Origin of the sequence: Streptomyces sp. NBC_00576 (assembly GCF_036345175.1) — a bacterium.
Taxonomy (GTDB): domain Bacteria; phylum Actinomycetota; class Actinomycetes; order Streptomycetales; family Streptomycetaceae; genus Streptomyces.
The window spans coordinates 861,909-878,830 of the sequence record NZ_CP107780.1; the positions used below are offsets into that span (position 1 = coordinate 861,909).

Genomic DNA, 16,922 nt, shown 5'->3' on the forward strand with positions numbered 1-16,922 from the left:
CGAATTGACAGGGTGGTGAAGCGGTGAGTTGACGCATCGACAAGTTCGCTCAGTCGAGCGAGACGACCACGGACTTCACCTTGGTGTACGAGGCGAGCGCTTCGGGACCGTACTCGCGGCCGAAGCCGGAGTCCTTCACGCCGCCGAAGGGGATCGCGGGGTCGAGCATCGCCCAGTCGTTGACCCAGACGATGCCCGCCTGGAGCCGGTTCGCGACCCGGTGGGCGCGGGCCAGGTTGCTGGTCTGGACGCCGGAAGCCAGGCCGTACGGCGTGGAGTTGGCGAGCTGGACCGCCTCGTCCTCGGTGTCGAAGGGCTGGACGGTGAGGACCGGGCCGAAGATCTCCTCCTGGACGACTCGGGAGTCGTTGGCCAGGTCGGCGATGACTGTCGGCTTGTAGTAGTAGCCGCCGTCCAGGTCGAGCCGCTCGCCGCCGCAGACGATCCGCGCGCCCTCCTTGCGGGCCAGCGCCACGTACTCCTCGACCTTGCGCAGATGCTTCTCGCCCGCCATCGGTCCGACCACGGTCTCGGGCTGCCGCGGGTCGCCGACCGGCACCCCGGGTACCGCGTCGGCGAGGATGCCGATCAGGGTCTCGTACACCGGGCGCGCGACCAGCAGGCGCGGGCCGCCCATGCAGAACTGGCCGGTGTTGAAGACGAAGCCCTTGATGACCGCGCCGACCGCCTTCTCGACGTCGGCGTCCTCGAAGACGATGTGCGCCGCGTTGCCGCCAAGCTCCATCGTGACCGGCTTGAGAGCCTCGCCCGCGGCGCTCGCCACATGGCGTCCGATGGCGGTGGAGCCGGTGAAGGCGATCTTGTCGACGCCGTTGTGCCGCAGCAGCGCCTCGCCGGCCACCGGACCGGTGCCGGTGACGACATTGACGACGCCGTCCGGGACACCCGCCTCCTGGAGCAGCTTGGCCATGTAGAGGGCGCTGAGCGGGGTCTCGTCGGCGGGCTTGTGCACCACCGTGTTGCCGGCGGCCAGCGCCGGGCCCAGCTTTGAGCCGGCCAGGATCAGCGGGAAGTTGAACGGCGTGATCGCGGCGACGACGCCGATGGCCTCGCGCTTGGTGTAGGCGAGGGCGTTGTGGCCCGTCTCGCGGGTCGCGCCGTCCAGGGAGAAGGCGAGGGCGGCGAAGTACTCGTAGTCGTTGGCCGCGTTGGTCACGTCGACGGCGTGGCACAGGCTGATCGGCTTGCCCACGTCGAGGCTCTCCAGCCTCGCGATCTCGTCCGCGTTCTCCCGGATGAGCTGGGCGACGCGGTTCAGAATCCGGCCGCGCTCGCGTCCGGTCGTCGCGGCCCACGGGCCGCTGTCGAAGGCCTCCCGCGCGGCGCGCACGGCCGCGTCCACGTCGGCCGCGGAAGCTTCCGCGACGGTCGTGAGGACCGTACCCCGGGACGGGTCGACCACCTCGGTACGTGCTCCGTCCGCCGCCTCGCGCCACTGTCCTCCGATGAACAGTCGCCCGGGTTCGATCTCGAAGGTGGTCATCACCACTCCTCAGCCTCATTGCCAAGATGTCAATTAACAGGATTCCTGTTGGTCCGCAGTCTGATTACAGACAGGTTTCCTGTCAATGCTCTAGTCTGAATCCATGGTCAGCACCAAGGCACCCCCCTCACTGCTCTACATGGTCAAGCAGGTGGAGCTCGTAGTGCGCTCCCATCTGGACGAGCTGGTGAGACCGGCCGGCATCACCGCACTCCAGTACACCTCGCTCACCGTCCTGGAGCGACACGACGGCCTCTCGGCGGCCCAGCTGGCCCGCGACTCGTTCGTCACCGCACAGTCCATCGCCGATCTCGTCCGGTCTCTCGAGAACCGCGGACTCGTGCGCCGCGAGCGCAATCCGCGCAATCGCCGAGAGCTGCTGATCCTGCTGACCGACGACGGCCGCGAACTGCTCGACCGCTTCACCGAGCCCGTGCGGGAGCTGGAGGAGCGGATGATCCGCGACCTCACGTCACACCAGGCCGAACAGTTCCGTCAGTCACTGTCAAAGGCCTGGCACGCCCTGTCGTAGGTCCGCCACGCGCATAGCGGGAAGACAGGTACGAGACACGTGTCGATTTCAAAGACATATGTCAATCGAACATGCTCAAATTCACTCCATCGAGGGTAACTTGCAGGGCGGGGACCTCAGTTGCGCCCATCTGCGGGTCCCGCCACCACAGCAGCCGGTTGGAGGCGATGTCGTCGTGCAGCAGGATTCTGCGCCGCCCACCCGGCATCTGCGTGTCCACCAGGACCGCGGCCACACGGTGCTGGAGTTCCACGGCGAGATCGACATCGCCGCGGCCGTCGAGATCATCCCGCATCTGGACGCGGCGACCGGGAGCCCGGGCGCCCGGATCGTGCTCGACCTGACTAGTGTCGAGTTCTTCGACTGTTCCGGGCTGCGCCTGATCTACCGGGCCCGGCACCGGGTGCTCGCCCACGACGGCAGCCTCCACCTGGTCTGCACGCATCCGCTCACACTGCGCGTCCTCAAGGTCACCGGCCTGACCCGGGTGCTGCCGCCGATGGCGTCGCTGGACGTGGCCCTGGGGCTGCCCGAGGCCACGTCCGGCACGTTATGACCCCGCAGACCACCGGCTGAGGCGCACCTGCCATTCGGTTCTGTTCGGTTCTATTCGGTTCCCGGTGCGTCGAACAGGGCGCTCACCGACTCACCGTTGTGAATGCGCCGCACGGCCTCGGCGAGCGCCGGGGCGATGGACAGCACCCTCAGCTTCTCGGTGCGCTCCCCGTCGGGGATCGGCACGGTGTTGGTGCACACGATCTCCAGCACGTCGGGCTGCTCGCTCAGCCGCTTGAGCGCGCCCGCCGCGAACAGCCCGTGGGTGCAGGCGACCCGGATGGAACGCGGCCCCAACTCCCGGAGCCGTTCGAGGAGTTCGAGGACCGTGCTGCCCTTGGCGATCTCGTCGTCCAGCACGATGACGTCCCGTCCGGCGACCTTGCCGATCACGGAGCTGATGCTCACCCGGTCGTCCGCGAACCGCTGCTTGGCCCCGGCGGCCACCTCGGCGCCGATCAGCCGGGCGAAGTGCGCGGCCTCCTTGGCGTTGCCGAGGTCGGGCGACACGACCGTCGTACGGGACAGGTCGTACTGGCGGAAGTGCGCGGCGAGTTCGCGCAGGGCGTGCAGATGGTCGACCGGGACCGAGAAGAAGCCGTGGACCTGTGGGGAGTGCAGGGTCATCGCGAGGACGCGGCTCGCGCCGGCCGCGACCAGCAGGTCCGCGACCAGGCGTCCGCCGAGCGAGATGCGGGGCATGTCCTTCTTGTCGGAGCGGGCGTACGCGTAGTGCGGCATGACGACCGAAATCCGCCCGGCCGAAGCCCCGCGCGCCGCGTCGCACATCATGAGCAGCTCGACAAGGTGTTCCTGGACCGGTGTGACCAGCGGCTGGACGAGGAAGACGTCCCGCTCACGGCAGTTGGCCTGGAGCTGGACCTCCAGGCAGTCGTTGGCGAACCGGCTGACCTGTGTGGGCCGCAGGGGCACGCCCAGGTGTTCGCAGACCTCGGCCGCCAGCTCGGGGTGGGCACTACCGCTGAACACGGCGATGTCTCGCACAATCGGCTCCTCGCATGATCATTCCGGCTGGCCGGGCCTCATGCTACTGGCCCCTCCCCGCCCTCGCCCGGCCGGGAAATTCGGTTGCGGCCGGCCTCCGGGGGCGCGCCATGATGGCGGCGGCCTCGTCCCCACGACCTCAGGAGCACGGAATGCGCCGTTTCCTCGGAACTCTCCGCCCATGCCGGACCACAGTTCTCGAGGACTCGACCACTCATGCGCACCTCGCACATCTCTCACACCCTGAACATCGGGATCCTGGCCCACGTCGACGCCGGTAAGACCAGCCTCACCGAGCGGCTGCTGTTCGACTCGGGCGCGATCGACCGGCTCGGCAGCGTCGACGCCGGTGACACCCGGACGGACGACGGCACGATCGAACGGCAGCGCGGGATCACCATCCGCTCGGCGGTCGCCACGTTCACCGCCGGTGACACCCGGATCAACCTCATCGACACCCCGGGGCACTCCGACTTCATCGCCGAGGTCGAACGCGCCCTGGCGGTCCTGGACGGCGCGGTGCTGCTGCTGTCGGCCGTCGAGGGTGTCCAGGCGCAGACACGCGTGCTGATGAGGACGCTGCGGCGGCTGCGGCTGCCCACACTGGTCTTCGTCAACAAGATCGACCGTGCCGGCGCCCGGTCCGAGGACCTGCTCGCGGACGTCCGCCGCCGACTGACCCCGCACATCGTCCCGCTCACCGACGTCGACGGCGTCGGCACACCGGCCGCCCGCAGCCGGCCCCGCCCGCTCACGGGGCCGGCCACGGCGGAGGCGATCGCCGAGGTCGACCCCGGCATTCTCGCGGCGCTCGTGGACGGCCCCGCACCGACCCCGGCCGAGCTGGACAAGGCCTTGGCCGTCCACACCGCCGACGGCTCGCTCCACCCCCTCCTCTTCGGCTCGGCACTGGGCGGCCAAGGCGTACCCCAACTCGTCGAGGCCCTGACCCGGCTCGTCCCCCGGCCCGCCCCGACCGCCGCGGACGCGCCCCCACGCGGCACGGTGTTCGCCGTACGCCCCGCACCGGACGGCGGGCGGACGGCGTATCTGCGGCTGTACGAGGGTGAGGTGACGCAGCGTCAGCGGCTGACGTTCCTGCGGCGCGAGGCCGACGGCCGGACCACCCAGGTCCCCGGCCGGGTGACCGGCCTCGAGGTGATCGGCCGCCCGGGCCCGCTCACTGCCGGGAACATCGCCGCCCTGACCGGCCTCGGCGCCGTCCGCGTCGGCGACCGCCTCGGCGAACTCACCGACCGCGCCCCGCAGTTCGCGCCCCCGACCCTGGAGACCCTGGTCCGGGCCCGGCACCCCGAGCAGTCGGCGCGCCTCCGCTCGGCACTGCTGACCCTGGCCGACCAGGACCCACTGACCCACGCCCGGCCCGCAGCCGACGGCAGCACCGCGCTGCTGCTCTACGGCGAGGTGCAGAAGGAGGTCCTCGCCGCCACTCTCGCCCAGGACTTCGGCATCGACGCCGAGTTCGAGCCGAGCCGCGTCCGCTTCCTGGAGCGACCCGCCGGCACCGGCGAGGCGTACGAGGAGAACCCGTGGCTCGACCGCACCCGCTGCTTCGCGACGGTCGGGCTGCGCGTCCAGCCGGGGGCTCGCGGGTCGGGTGCGGTGTTCACGTACGAGACCGAACTCGGCGCGCTCCCCCGGGCGTTCCACCAGGCGATCGAGGACACGATCCACGCGGGTCTGCTGGCCGGCCCGCACGAGTGGCCGGTCACGGACTGCCGGGTCGTGCTCGTCCGCTCCGGGTTCGTCGGGCCGCTCAGCACCGCCGCCCACTTCCGGGCGCTCACGCCGGTGGTACTGCGGCGCGCCCTGGAACGGGCGGGGACGCAGGCGTACGAGCCGTACCACGCCTTCGAGTTGGAGATCCCGTCGGCGGCACTGGCGCCGGTGACCGGGATGCTCGCGTCCCTCGGCGCGGAGTTCGGCCGGACCACGGGCGACGGCAGCACCTGGCACCTCACCGGCGAGCTGGCGGCCCGACGGGTGCGCGAGGCCGAACTGCGGTTGCCGGGGCTGACGCACGGCGAGGGTGTGTGGTGGTCGCGCGTGTCGGGCGACCGCGCGCTCCGGTAGGCCCCCTACCAATTGTTGCGATCCGTCAACAGGACGGTCTGGCAAGGCATTTGGCGGGCATTCGGTTCAGTACCTAGGAAGAAGGAGGTCCGTCGTCATGACGACGTCCATCAAGGCTGTGCGACGCATGCCCCTCTGGGCCAAGGTGCTCAGTGCCGTGGTGCTGGTGTTCGCGCTGCTGCTGGCCGGGCTCAGGCTGGCGGTGCTTCCGGGGCTGGGGGACATCTTCGGCGAGGAGACGCACGACCGTTCGGGCCCCGCGCTCCTCGAATCCATCCAGGACATGAGCCGTTACGAAGCGGCGTCCGGCAACTTCCAGATCGTCGTGGACCTGGAGAAGGACACCAAGTACCTGCCCGACGCGATCAAGGGCACCCGCGTGCTCTATGTGGGTGCCGGCACGGTCGACGCCTATGTCGATCTCGGCAAGGTCGCGAAGAACGACGTGACGGTCAACGAGGACCGCACCTCCGCGACACTCCGGCTGCCGCACGCGGCGCTCGGAAAGCCCGCGCTGAACCCCGACCGCTCCTACGCGGTCTCCAAGCAGCGCGGTCTCTTCGACCGGATCACCGACCTCTTCTCCGACAACCCGAACGACGAACAGGCCGTCCAGAAACTGGCGGCCCGGCACATCGGCGACGCGGCGAAGGAGAGCGGTCTGACCGCACGCGCCGAGCAGAACACGACGGCCATGCTCAAGGGCCTGCTCGGCTCCCTCGGCTTCACGGAGGTGAAGGTGACGTACGGCACCTGAGAGCAGCCGGCCTGCCCGCGTCCCGGGATCCGGGCAGGCCGGAGCGGCATCCTCGGCCTGTTCGGGGGTAACTGCCACTTCACGGGGTTCAGTTGAAGACCGGAGGACCTTGATGGCCCGATCAGCTCCACGTGCCCTCGCCGCGCTGCGTCTGCGCTCCGCGAAGGCCGAGAGCAAGCCGCCCGAGAGCCCGCCCAAGTCCCCGTCGAAACCCAAGTCGAAACCCGCGCCCTCTCCGAAGGCACGGAAGACCCCGACGACACGGAAGACCCCGAAGGCCTCCACGAAGCCCTCCGAGGCGGCTCCGCCGAAGCGCCGCCCGTTCGCGTTCCTGGCCCGAGTGCTGACGGTTCTCTGCGCCTTCGTGTTCATGGTGGCGTTCGCCGTGATCCTGGCCCGGCTGACCCTTGAGCCGTCCCCGGCGTCCCAGGCGCTGACCCACACCAACTTCCATCCGGGCCGCTCACTGCGCGCTTACCTCGACCAGCCCGAAATGCGGGACGCCATCCGGCAGATCGGCGGAAACCTGCTGCTCGGCGTGCCCTTCGGCATCCTGATGCCCGTCGTCGCACCCCGGACACGGGGAGTTCTGCGAGTGCTGTTCCTGACCGCGGCCGTCATGCTCATGGTCGAGGTGGCCCAGGGCGCGCTGATCACCGGACGCGCCTTCGACATCGACGACGTCATCCTCAACACCACGGGCGCGCTGATCGGTTACCTGCTCCTGGGCCGTCGGCTCAGCCGCGCGGTGCACGCACCCAGGCCGCGGGCGTAGGGCCGCCTCCGCCGAGGACGGCTACCTCGTCCAGGTGAGCTTGTCGCCGCCGACCCACCGGACGGTGTCCGGATCGTCGAGGTCATGGACCGTGATACCGGCCGCGGCGGCGACCGTCAGCACGTCGGTGAGCGCCCGCGCCGCGCCGACCACCTCCCCGTCGATCTCGATGATGCGGAACGGCGGCATGCCCGGCTGCACCCCGAGCACCATGATCCGCGGGTGAGCGATGTACGGGCTCCCGATTTCGGTCATGCATAGAGCGTAGAGCGAATCCGGCCATCATGTATCAGCCACGGACAGATCCGGAACAGTCGCCTCCGCCCCCTCCGTGGTGCGGGCCCGCCGGGCTCGCGCGACGCTGGAGGCGGAGGTGACGATGGCCATGGCGATGGATCCCGTCGAGGCGCTGGACCGGATCGCCTTCCTGCTGGAGCGTTCCCTGGCCCCCACGTATCGCGTACGGGCCTTCCGTACCGCGATCGACGTGCTGGCGGAGCTGTCCCCGGACGAGATACGGCAGCGTGCCGCCACCGGCACCCTGGAGTCCCTCAAGGGCATCGGCCCGAAGACCGCACAGGTGGTGCGCGAGTCGCTGGCCGGGCAGGTGCCCGGCTACCTTGAGAAACTGGAGCGCGAGCAGGGTGTGACCCCGCCTCTCCGGGACGGAGAGCGGCTGCGGGCGCTGCTGCGCGGGGACTGCCATCTGCACTCCGACTGGTCGGACGGCGGCAGCCCGATCGAGGAGATGGGCCGCACGGCGGCGCGGCTCGGGCACGAGTGGGCCGTGCTCACCGATCACTCACCGCATCTCACGGTGGCGCACGGCCTGTCCGCCGAGCGGCTGCGCGAGCAGCTGGCCCTGGTCGAGGAACTCAACGCGGCCTGGGCGCCGTTCCGGCTGCTCACCGGCATCGAGTGCGACATCCTCGACGACGGCTCCCTGGACCAGGACCCGGAGCTCCTGGAACTGCTGGACGTCGTGGTGGTGTCCGTGCACTCGAAGCTGCGCATGGACGCGCGTTCGATGACCCGCCGGATGGTGGCCGCCGTACGGGATCCGCACTCGGATGTGCTCGGGCACTGCACCGGGCGGCTGCTCGTCGGGCCGGAGCCCCGGGGTGGCGGTGGCGGGCGAGGCAAGCGAGGCGGGGGCCGCGCGCGGCCGGAGTCGGAGTTCGACGCGGACGCGGTGTTCGCCGCCTGTGCCGAGACGGGCACGGCCGTGGAGATCAACAGCCGTCCGGAGCGGCTCGACCCGCCACGCCGGCTGCTGCGGCAGGCCGAGGCGGCGGGCGTGCTGTTCTCGATCGACACCGACGCGCACGCACCCGGCCAGCTCGACTGGCAGATCCATGGCTGCGCCCGCGCGGACGAGTGCGACGTACCGGCCGAGCGGGTGGTCACGACCTGGCCGGTGGACGATCTGCTGGCCTGGACGCGGGAGCGCAGGCTGCCGCCCGGCCTCGGGGAGGGCGGCGCGGCTTGACTTCGAGCACACTCCAATTCGTAGCGTGCCGTACATGACCACCGCACAGCACAAGATCGGCTCGGGCTTCGACGCCCGAAGCACCGCCGACGACGTCCTCGCGGGCATCGACCTCGCCGGGAAGCTCGCGCTCGTCACGGGCGGCTACTCGGGCCTCGGCCTGGAGACCACCCGCGCGCTCACCAAGGCCGGCGCGCAGGTCGTGGTTCCCGCCCGCCGCCCGGAGCACGCACGGGAGGCGCTGGCCGGCGTCGAGGGCGTCGAGGTGGACACACTCGATCTCGGCGACCTGGAGAGCGTGCGCGCCTTCGCCGACGGCTTCCTCGCCTCCGGCCGCACCCTCGACCTCGTGATCGACAACGCCGGGATCATGGCCTGCCCCGAGACCCGGGTCGGCCCCGGCTGGGAGGCCCAGTTCGCGACGAACCACCTCGGCCACTTCGCGCTCGTCAACCGGCTGTGGCCGGCCATCGAGCCCGGCGGCGCCCGCGTCGTCTCCGTCTCCTCGCGCGGCCACCACTTCTCCGACATCCGCTGGGAGGACGTCAACTGGCAGCGCGGGTACGACAAGTGGGAGGCGTACGGCCAGGCGAAGACGGCGAACGTCCTGTTCGCCGTCCACCTGGACAGGCTCGGCCGCGACGCGGGCGTACGCGCCTTCTCCCTGCACCCCGGCGCCATCTTCACCCCGCTGCAGCGTCACATCCCCCTCGCCGAGCAGATCGAGCGCGGCTGGCGGGACGCCGAGGGCAACGCGCTCGACCCGGCGGGTTTCAAGACACCCGAGCAGGGTGCGGCGACCCAGGTGTGGGCGGCGACTTCCCCGCAGCTGACCGGCATGGGCGGCGTCTACTGCGAGGACTGCGACATCGCCGAGCCCGCCGCGGAGGGCGACGAGCGCAGCGGCGTACGCGACTACGCGGTCGACGCCGAGCAGGCGGCACGGCTGTGGGAGCTGTCGGCGCGCCTGACCGGGGTGAACGCGTTCGCGGTCTAGCCACTGATCCACCGGGCCACCGGGCCACGGCCACCGGGCCACGGCCACCGGGCCACCGATCAGGAGGATCCCGCGTCGAGTTCCGCGGGGCCGTACAGCGCGGCGGGGGCGCCGGTCGTCAGGGCCCAGTACCGGTCGCCGTAGGACCAGTGCCACCACTCCGTGGGGTAGTTGACGAGACCGGCCTCACTCAGTGCCTTGCCCAGGATCTCCCGGTGGGCGTGGGCCTCGGCGCCGATGTTGTCGGCGTGGGTGTAGCAGGCGCCCGCGCTGTCCTCGGGGTTGGCGTTCATGGCGGTGCCCAGGTCGAGTTCACGGCCGTCGGCGTCGGCGAGGGTCAGGTCGACGGCTGCGCCCGCGCTGTGCGGGGCGATCTCGGGCGGGGAGACATAGCGGCTGGCGGCGGAACGGAGCCGGTCGTCGGACCATTCCGGGTGCTGGGCCCGCAGCCCGGCGGAGTACTTCTCGAAGTAGCGGCGTTGCAGGGCGGGCGGCCTGTAGCCCTCGACGAACAGCAGCCGTATGCCGTCAGGGAGCAGCGCCTGCGCGTCGAGCAGCCGGTCCAGGACGCCCTGTCTCAGCTGGAACTGGGCGGCGCCGGACGCCTGTTGCTGCCGGTCGTCGATGAGCAGGGCGCCTCGCACCTCCACCAGACGCTCACCGCACTCCTCGACGGGCACGGCGGCCACCTTCGCGTCGGACATCAGGATGATCTCGCTCATGGCACGATCATCTCCCGTCATCGAACGAACCAGCACGGGCGGTGCGCGGGTCGGAGATCCTCCCACGCCTCCACCAGAGCGGGCCCCACCACCTCCCGCGCCCACCGCGCGCGCTCCTCCCCCACCGCCCGCGGCACCGTCTCCGTCTCCGTCTCCGTCTCCGTCTCCGTCTCCGTCTCCGTCTCCGTCAGCATGATCAGGTACAGGTACGCGCGATACAGAGCAAGCCGCCGACAGACCGCCTCGTCGAACTCGACCCGACCTCCCGCTTCCCGATAACCGTTCCTAGAGACTGAGCGGGAGTGAGTTCTGTTGCCAGAACTCATGCTCGGCCGAACGCCCCGGACGGTGTTGGGCGTTCTGGTTGCCCGCGTTCGCTCCGCGTCCGGGCGGCACGGATCGTGTCCGTGGTCCGGGGATGCGGGGGCGGGTTCCCTCACGCCCAAGGCCACCCGATCTGGCCTGGACGGTCCGATGCCCCTGTTCATCTCTCCGGTGAGCAGGGGGCGGTGTCGTCCGTCGCCGGATCGGGTGTCCCTGGGCGCGCCTTCCGATCGCCACGGCAGCAGCATCGTGGCGAGTGGTTGTGCGGGTTGTGGTGGTGAGGGGTTTCTGCCAGTGCTGGGCGCCCCAGCGGCTGGTGTAGGCGGGGTCGACGGCGATGACCGCGATCCCCGTCTGGTCGGCCATCGAGGCCAGGCGGGCGCGGAGTTTGCCGGTGGGCATGCCGGAGATCAGCTGCCGGAAGCGTTTTCTGCGGCCGTGCTTCTCCCGGGTCTTCTCGGCGGCGAAGTCCAGGTCCTCCACCGCGATCGCCTTCACAACGCAGGCTCTGGCCCAGTGCAGGAGGCGGGTGAGGGCGTGGCGGACCTGGGCGTCGCGGTGTTCGGCGGTGCCGGACAGGTCGTAGGAGAAGCGGCGCGGGGCGCCGGTGGGGTTGCCGTGGAGGTCGAGGCGCCAGGCGGCCAGGTGATCGGCGTTCATGTCCACGCCGATCACACCCTGAGCAAGGGCGGCCTCGATCGGCAGGGCCGGGATGGGCGGGATCTGCCAGGAGGCCGTCACATACCAGCGCTCCCGGCCGGTATCGAGGTGGATGCGGTAGGCGATCGCCCGGTTGGCCGCGACGCGGTCTGCCCACTCCTCGCCCCGGTGCGCGAACACGACCCGCCCGGCGAGGACGTACCGCCCGTGCGGGGCGTTCGCCAGATACGCGAGCGGTGCGGGCAGCTTGATACTCGCCTCGCCCTCGGGGCTGATACGGATGGTCTCGTTGCCGTAGCGCTTGCCGGACTCACCGTCCGCCTGACAGAACCAGCGCTCCGCCTCCCACCGCCCACGCCACTCGGACTCCGTGAGCTGGGCGGCGTCCAGGTGGTGGCGGGTGCGGGCCAGGCGCTTGCCGCCGCGTACGACGTGCACGAGGCCGGCCTCACGGTCGGCCCGCGCGACCGTCAGCCGGTCCTGAAGCACCCGCAGCCGCCTCGACTTCGCGTGCCATTCCCGCTGGGACCGGTAGCCCCCGGGCGTCTTCTTCGTCCCTTTCTGCCCGACCGGCAGGGACAGCCGGTGTTCGATGGTGCGGACACCGGCCTCCAGGTTGTGGAGGTGCGCCGCCTGGCAGCGGCGGGCCAGCGCCCACTGGTCGTGCGTGGCCTTGGTGATACTGCCCGCCCACCGTGACGACGACAGTGGCGTCAGCTCCCGCTTACGCACCGCCCACGCCTCACCGGAATGGTCCCAGGCGTCCCGGCAGCGCGCCTTGAGATCCTTCGAGGCCAGAGTTCCCAGGTGCGCGCCTACCATGCGCAGCACCTTCTCATCGTCCGGCGTCAGCTGCTTGAGGCGGGTCCGCACAGCCACACCGGACGGGCCGGACGCGACGAACGGCGCCGCCAGACTCCTCAGCTCACCCACCCCTGCCACCCCCACCCGGCCCCACCCGAAGATCCCGTCGCCATGCCAAACGAGCACCACCCGCGAAGGTCACACATTCGATGAAAGAACGTCAGTTCCCCACCGAAAACCGAACCCACAGCCGAGACGCGCGACACGACACAGCCCAGCAGCACTCACTCCCGCTCACCAGAACATTCTTGAACGCACTCCAGCGGCAACAGCTCCAGACCCCTCAGAAACGCCTCGTCGCCCCTGATGTCCCCCAGCAGAGCCAGTGACACGAAGTCGGCCACCAGACGTCGACATGCTGACTTGACAGAGAAGCCCCAGAACATGCGCTCACCGTCTATGAGGCCGCCGATCCGGGGCGCCCCCGCCGAACGGTCGACCAGGATGTTCCCCTGCCAGAGATCGAAGTGGACCAGCTGGGGAACGGTCACCTCGTCGAGGGCGTCATAGGCGCCTCGGACGGTACGGGCCACCTCGCCTACCGGCACCGGCAGCCAGGCGTCGTAGCGGAGGGCGTCGTCGAGCACGGCGTCGAGCATCGCCGTGAAGGCCGTACGCCAGTCGGGGGCGAGAGGGCCGAGGGCGCCGGAGGGGTAGCCGAAGGCGGGCCCGGTGACCTGGTGCAGGCGGGCCACCAGGCCGCCCAGCTCATTCCTCAGGAGGGCCCGCTCGGCGCCGGTCGTGGAGTCGTCCCAGGGAGCGCCCGGGCAGGCGGTCATCAGCAGGTGACCGTCCCCGACGGTCACGACACTGGGCGTCGGTACCTCGACCGTGTCGGCGGCTCGATAGAACTCCGCCTCGGAGACGAGCAGTTGGGACTCGTGGCGCAGCCCCGGCACCGTCTCCGGCGGCGGGATCTTCAGGACGTAGCGGCTGCCGTCGACCAGCCGGAGCTCCTCTACGGTGTTGTACGTCCCGCCGGTGAGCGGACGGCAGTCCGCGAGACGGTCCGGGGGCAGCCCCGCCGCTGCGAGGACCTGTCTGGCCTGCTCCCACGAATCCGTCACCGTCCACGCCTCACCTGTCTCAACAGCCGCGCCCTGCGTACGGCACCGGAACAGGGTACGGAACGTGCCGTACGCGTTCGGCGGGGCATGGCCCCGGACCTGGCGCTGCCGGGCAGGGAACTAGGCGCAACGGGCGGTCCCCGCGCCCTCGGGGGCGCCGAACCGGGCGAGGCAGTGCCACACCAGCTTCAGGTCCTGGAGTTCATGACGGCCGGTGCGGGCCGCGTCGCCGATGATCCGTGGGTCGAGCCGGCCGTCCTCGGAGATCCGGGCGCCGAGTTCGACGGTCTCGGGCCCCCGGTAGTCGGCGTGGCGGCGCAACTCCCGTACGGAGAGCCGGTATCCGGGGTGCCATTCGAGCGGTACGGGCAGGGCGCGGGCCGCCTCCTCCACGGGGGTGCCGCGATAGCTCGCGTCGAGGACCAGCGCCTCGACGTCCCGGGCGAGGGCGACGGGGCCGTGCACCTGGGCCTCGATGTAGTCGTTGAGCGCGTCCTGTGTGTCCGCCTCGGCGAGGGCGACGAGGGACATGCCGGTGGCGACTCCGAAGTGGTCGGGTTCGGCCGCGCTGTCCGGGTAGCAGAAGGTGGCCCGGGCGAGGGCGGCGCCGCTCAGCCGGAAGTGCGAGGAGCCGAACCTCGGGGCGGCGCCGACGACTTGGCGACGGAAGTTCAACGCGCCGTACACCGGGCGCTGGTGGGCGGGAGAGCTGTCGTACGCCTCGGCGAACATCCTGCTCTCCCAGCGCCAGCGGTCGCCGCCGGGCCGGGCGGTGAGCCCGCCGTTGCTGGTCCCGGTGACGAACTGCGAGCGGTAGAAGCCGTCCTGCGCCAGCGCCCGCAACAGGGGCAGTTCGCGGACCGTCCGGTCGGGGTGGAAGTTCAGGGTCACCCGAAGGTCCGGGGGCACGGCCGGTCCGGCGGAGAGGGCGGCGACATGGCGGAGGGCCTTCGTGTGCGCGGAATCGGGGTCGTCCACCATGCGCACCAGGAGATCATCCGACGGCCCCAAAGATCCACAACTTTTTGGTCAACAAGGAAACATCCCTGATCACGTGAGGAATACCTCCCTCCGCATCACGCGCACTTCCGGACTTCGATGAGTACGCTCGGTCCGTTTGTGGGAGGGGAGGCGTGCGCGCGCATGCGAGTGGTACCTGGTGAGTGGACGGCGTCCGTCGTCCGGTTTGTTGGAAAGCACCGCGAGCCCGTGGTCGTCCAGACGCTGCGGTCGGCGGCCGCCGCGACGATCGCGTACGTCGTCGCGCTCCGCGTCAGTCCCGAGGCCGCGCCGCTCACCGCTCCGCTGACCGCGCTCCTGGTCGTCCAGGTCACCCTCTACGCCACGATCACCACCGGCATACGCCGGGTGAACTCCGTGATCGCCGGGGTCGTCATCGCGATCGGCTTCAGTGTGCTGGTGGGCCTGACGTGGTGGAGCCTGGGGCTGATCATCCTGGCCTCGCTGGTGGTCGGGCATCTGGTGCGGGTCAGCGAGTTCGTGCCCGAGGTGGCGATCAGCGCGATGCTGGTGCTCGGTGTCACCCGGGTCGGGGACACGGCCTGGGCACGGGTCCTGGAGACCGTGATCGGCGCGGTCGTCGGGCTCGCCTTCAACCTGCTGTTCGCTCCCCCGGTGTGGGTGGACGCGGCCGGTGAGTCCATCGAGGGTCTGGCGCGCCGGGTACGGCAGTTGATGCTGCGCATGGGCGAGGAGGCCGCCGGCCGTACCCCCGTGGACCACGCGACCGCCCGCCTGCACGAGGCCCGTCGACTCGACCACGACATCGTCGAGGTGGACGCGGCCCTGAAGCAGGCCGAGGACAGCCTGCGCCTCAACCCGCGTGTCCGGGAAGGTCTGTTGCACCGGGTGGTGCTGCGCACCGGCCTGGACACGCTGGAGATCTGCACGGTCGTCCTGCGCGTCCTCGCCCGCAGCCTCACCGACCTGGCCAAGGAACGGGACCCCGATCCGCTGTTCGCCCCGGAGACGGGCGCCGCGTTGGAGCGGCTGCTGGCCGAGATCGCCGACGCCGTGGTCAGTTTCGCGGTGCTCGTGACCACCGACGTCAGTGTCAGCGCCGAGTCCGCGGAGACCAGGCTCGCCACCGAACTGCGGGCCGCGACCGCCACCCGCGACAAGCTGGCCGGGCTGCTCCTGGCGGAGATCCAGCAGAACGATCGGATCACAGCGCAGTGGCAGCTGCACGGTGCCGTCCTGACCGAGGTCAACCGCATCCTCGACGAGCTGGACACCGAGCACCGCTCCCGGCGGCTCCTGGAGGAGCTGGACCGCTGCACCCGGGAGGAGCGGGAGCGGATGCCCCGGCTGACCCGGCTGCGTAAGTACGTGAAGCAGGTGCGCGTGCCGGGCCGGAACCGTACGGCGGTGTCACGTCGTTCTACGTGACGAAGTATGTGACGAAGTCACATGAACTGGACGACTGGCACTGACTGGGATTGAGGGGGCTGCGCATGGGTGACTCCGGTGTGCGGATCGACGGGAACACGCTGCGACTGCCAGGGGGTGTGGCCGTACGGTTCATCCGCACCCTCCGCCTGCCGGAGACCGGCACGCATCCGCTGCCGCCGGGGCTCGGCGAGTTCCCGGTCCGCCGGGTGGCCGACTATCCCGACACGGTGCCGGAGGCCTGGCGGGCGCGCGGTGGGGTGCTGTTGCCGGTGTATCTACGCGAGGCGATGTGGCTGAGTTTTGGGGGCACCGCCCAGCCCGCCGCGCTGCAGGTGGGCGTGGGCAAGGTGTGCGCGGTGTCGGGCGAGCCGTGGAGCGACCGGTTGTCGAGGAAGCCGCAGAACTATGTGGTGCTGCCGCGTCAGCCCTGGCTGGACGGCATCAACTCGGGCAAGGGCACGGTCCGCCAGTTCGTGGCGGTGCCGCTCGGGCTGGGCGCGACCGTGGAGGGACAGGTCACGGGCGAGGAGGTGTGGGGCGGCGTACAGCTCCAGTCCTTCCCGCTGACCGACGCGGAACTGGCGAAGTGGCGCGAGGAGGAGCAGCGCCGGGCGGAGCGGGCGCGGGTGGCGGGCGCGTCGACAGGGGGTTACGGAGGGGTCGTACCCATGGCTCCCATGGCGATGGCCGCCCCGTCTGCGCAGCCGGGCGGGGCAGGGGGGCCGCAGCGGTCGGGGGCGGCGATGGGTCTGGGCGTCGGCGGTGCGATGCGCCAGGAGGTGTACAAGGACGACCGTCCGCTCACGGCATGGGCCGAGCGTCCCGCCGGCCGGGTGTTCGTGCACCTCGTGACGCCGCCCGAGTGGCGTCGCATCACCGGCGAGGCTCCGCCCCCGTCACCCGTGGACCGCGCGGCCTACACGCGGGCCGGCCTGCCCTGGTTCGACTACTTCGACCAGGACGCCGAGGATCTCGCCCCGACGGACCCCCTGGCGGCCGTACAGCCGGTCGGCGACTGGCTGGGCGACGACCACGAACCCTGGCAGGCGCCCGGGTCCGGGCAGGTGAAGCCGCTGACGGGGAAGCCGGTGGAGGACGGGGACTGGTAAGCCCTACCCCTGCGTTGCAGCCTGCGCAACGCGCGTTGCTGCTCTTGCATGTGATG

General features: G+C 70.7%; 16 protein-coding genes and 1 pseudogene. 9 read left to right on the plus strand and 8 right to left on the minus strand.

Annotated elements, in window-relative coordinates; translation table 11 throughout:
• Positions 1-49: 49 nt before the first annotated feature.
• On the minus strand, positions 50-1,504 hold the full coding sequence (locus tag OG734_RS03710) for an aldehyde dehydrogenase family protein (RefSeq protein ID WP_330286022.1): 1,455 nt from the start codon (positions 1,502-1,504) through the stop codon (positions 50-52).
• Between the two features lie 103 nt (positions 1,505-1,607).
• Between OG734_RS03710 and OG734_RS03715 the strand changes: the two genes are divergently transcribed.
• Positions 1,608-2,036: a MarR family winged helix-turn-helix transcriptional regulator gene (locus OG734_RS03715; protein WP_330286023.1), complete on the plus strand. Its 429-nt coding sequence runs from the start codon at positions 1,608-1,610 to the stop codon at positions 2,034-2,036.
• Between the two features lie 175 nt (positions 2,037-2,211).
• Entirely contained in the window at positions 2,212-2,592 is a 381-nt protein-coding gene (locus OG734_RS03720) for an anti-sigma factor antagonist (RefSeq protein WP_330286024.1), read from the plus strand.
• A gap of 50 nt (positions 2,593-2,642) precedes the next feature.
• On the opposite strand, the gene OG734_RS03725 is transcribed toward OG734_RS03720, so the two are convergent.
• Positions 2,643-3,596, minus strand: a complete 954-nt coding sequence (locus OG734_RS03725; protein WP_330286025.1) for a ribose-phosphate diphosphokinase — start codon at positions 3,594-3,596, stop codon at positions 2,643-2,645.
• Positions 3,597-3,812: 216 nt separating this feature from the next.
• Here OG734_RS03725 and otr(A) point away from each other — a divergent pair, with 216 nt between their 5' ends.
• The 3 genes from otr(A) (at position 3,813) to OG734_RS03740 (ending at position 7,222) form a co-directional block, all read left to right on the plus strand.
• On the plus strand, positions 3,813-5,690 hold the full coding sequence (gene otr(A) / locus OG734_RS03730) for a tetracycline resistance ribosomal protection protein Otr(A) (RefSeq protein WP_330286026.1): 1,878 nt from the start codon (positions 3,813-3,815) through the stop codon (positions 5,688-5,690).
• A 97-nt stretch (positions 5,691-5,787) separates the two neighbouring features.
• Entirely contained in the window at positions 5,788-6,447 is a 660-nt protein-coding gene (locus tag OG734_RS03735) for a DUF4230 domain-containing protein (RefSeq protein ID WP_330286027.1), read from the plus strand.
• 112 nt (positions 6,448-6,559) lie between these two features.
• Positions 6,560-7,222 (plus strand): VanZ family protein, encoded by a 663-nt coding sequence (locus tag OG734_RS03740; protein WP_330286028.1) that lies wholly within the window; start codon positions 6,560-6,562, stop codon positions 7,220-7,222.
• A gap of 21 nt (positions 7,223-7,243) precedes the next feature.
• On the opposite strand, the gene OG734_RS03745 is transcribed toward OG734_RS03740, so the two are convergent.
• Complete coding sequence (locus OG734_RS03745) at positions 7,244-7,477, minus strand: hypothetical protein (protein WP_330286029.1); 234 nt, start codon at positions 7,475-7,477, stop codon at positions 7,244-7,246.
• Between the two features lie 136 nt (positions 7,478-7,613).
• Here OG734_RS03745 and OG734_RS03750 point away from each other — a divergent pair, with 136 nt between their 5' ends.
• Positions 7,614-8,711, plus strand: coding sequence for a PHP domain-containing protein (locus OG734_RS03750; RefSeq protein ID WP_330293554.1), 1,098 nt, complete (start codon positions 7,614-7,616; stop codon positions 8,709-8,711).
• 34 nt (positions 8,712-8,745) lie between these two features.
• Positions 8,746-9,708 (plus strand): SDR family NAD(P)-dependent oxidoreductase, encoded by a 963-nt coding sequence (locus tag OG734_RS03755; RefSeq protein WP_330286030.1) that lies wholly within the window; start codon positions 8,746-8,748, stop codon positions 9,706-9,708.
• A 59-nt stretch (positions 9,709-9,767) separates the two neighbouring features.
• On the opposite strand, the gene OG734_RS03760 is transcribed toward OG734_RS03755, so the two are convergent.
• The 5 genes and pseudogenes from OG734_RS03760 to OG734_RS03780 all read right to left on the minus strand — a co-directional run bounded on the left by OG734_RS03760 (position 9,768) and on the right by OG734_RS03780 (position 14,326).
• Positions 9,768-10,430, minus strand: coding sequence for a M15 family metallopeptidase (locus OG734_RS03760; protein ID WP_330286031.1), 663 nt, complete (start codon positions 10,428-10,430; stop codon positions 9,768-9,770).
• Between the two features lie 17 nt (positions 10,431-10,447).
• Positions 10,448-10,711 (minus strand): annotated as a pseudogene (locus tag OG734_RS03765) (hypothetical protein); the annotation flags it as partial.
• Between the two features lie 4 nt (positions 10,712-10,715).
• Positions 10,716-12,347 carry an IS200/IS605 family accessory protein TnpB-related protein gene (locus tag OG734_RS03770; RefSeq protein WP_330286032.1) on the minus strand — a complete coding sequence of 544 codons (1,632 nt, stop codon included), beginning with the start codon at positions 12,345-12,347 and terminating at the stop codon, positions 10,716-10,718.
• Between the two features lie 155 nt (positions 12,348-12,502).
• Positions 12,503-13,345, minus strand: coding sequence for a phosphotransferase family protein (locus OG734_RS03775; RefSeq protein ID WP_330286033.1), 843 nt, complete (start codon positions 13,343-13,345; stop codon positions 12,503-12,505).
• Positions 13,346-13,465: 120 nt separating this feature from the next.
• Entirely contained in the window at positions 13,466-14,326 is an 861-nt protein-coding gene (locus tag OG734_RS03780; protein WP_330286034.1) for a DUF3626 domain-containing protein, read from the minus strand.
• A gap of 162 nt (positions 14,327-14,488) precedes the next feature.
• Between OG734_RS03780 and OG734_RS03785 the strand changes: the two genes are divergently transcribed.
• Together OG734_RS03785 and OG734_RS03790 are read left to right on the plus strand one after the other, a co-directional pair.
• Positions 14,489-15,754 (plus strand): FUSC family protein, encoded by a 1,266-nt coding sequence (locus OG734_RS03785; protein ID WP_330286035.1) that lies wholly within the window; start codon positions 14,489-14,491, stop codon positions 15,752-15,754.
• 65 nt (positions 15,755-15,819) lie between these two features.
• Positions 15,820-16,866 (plus strand): hypothetical protein, encoded by a 1,047-nt coding sequence (locus OG734_RS03790; RefSeq protein ID WP_330286036.1) that lies wholly within the window; start codon positions 15,820-15,822, stop codon positions 16,864-16,866.
• Positions 16,867-16,922: the final 56 nt, after the last annotated feature.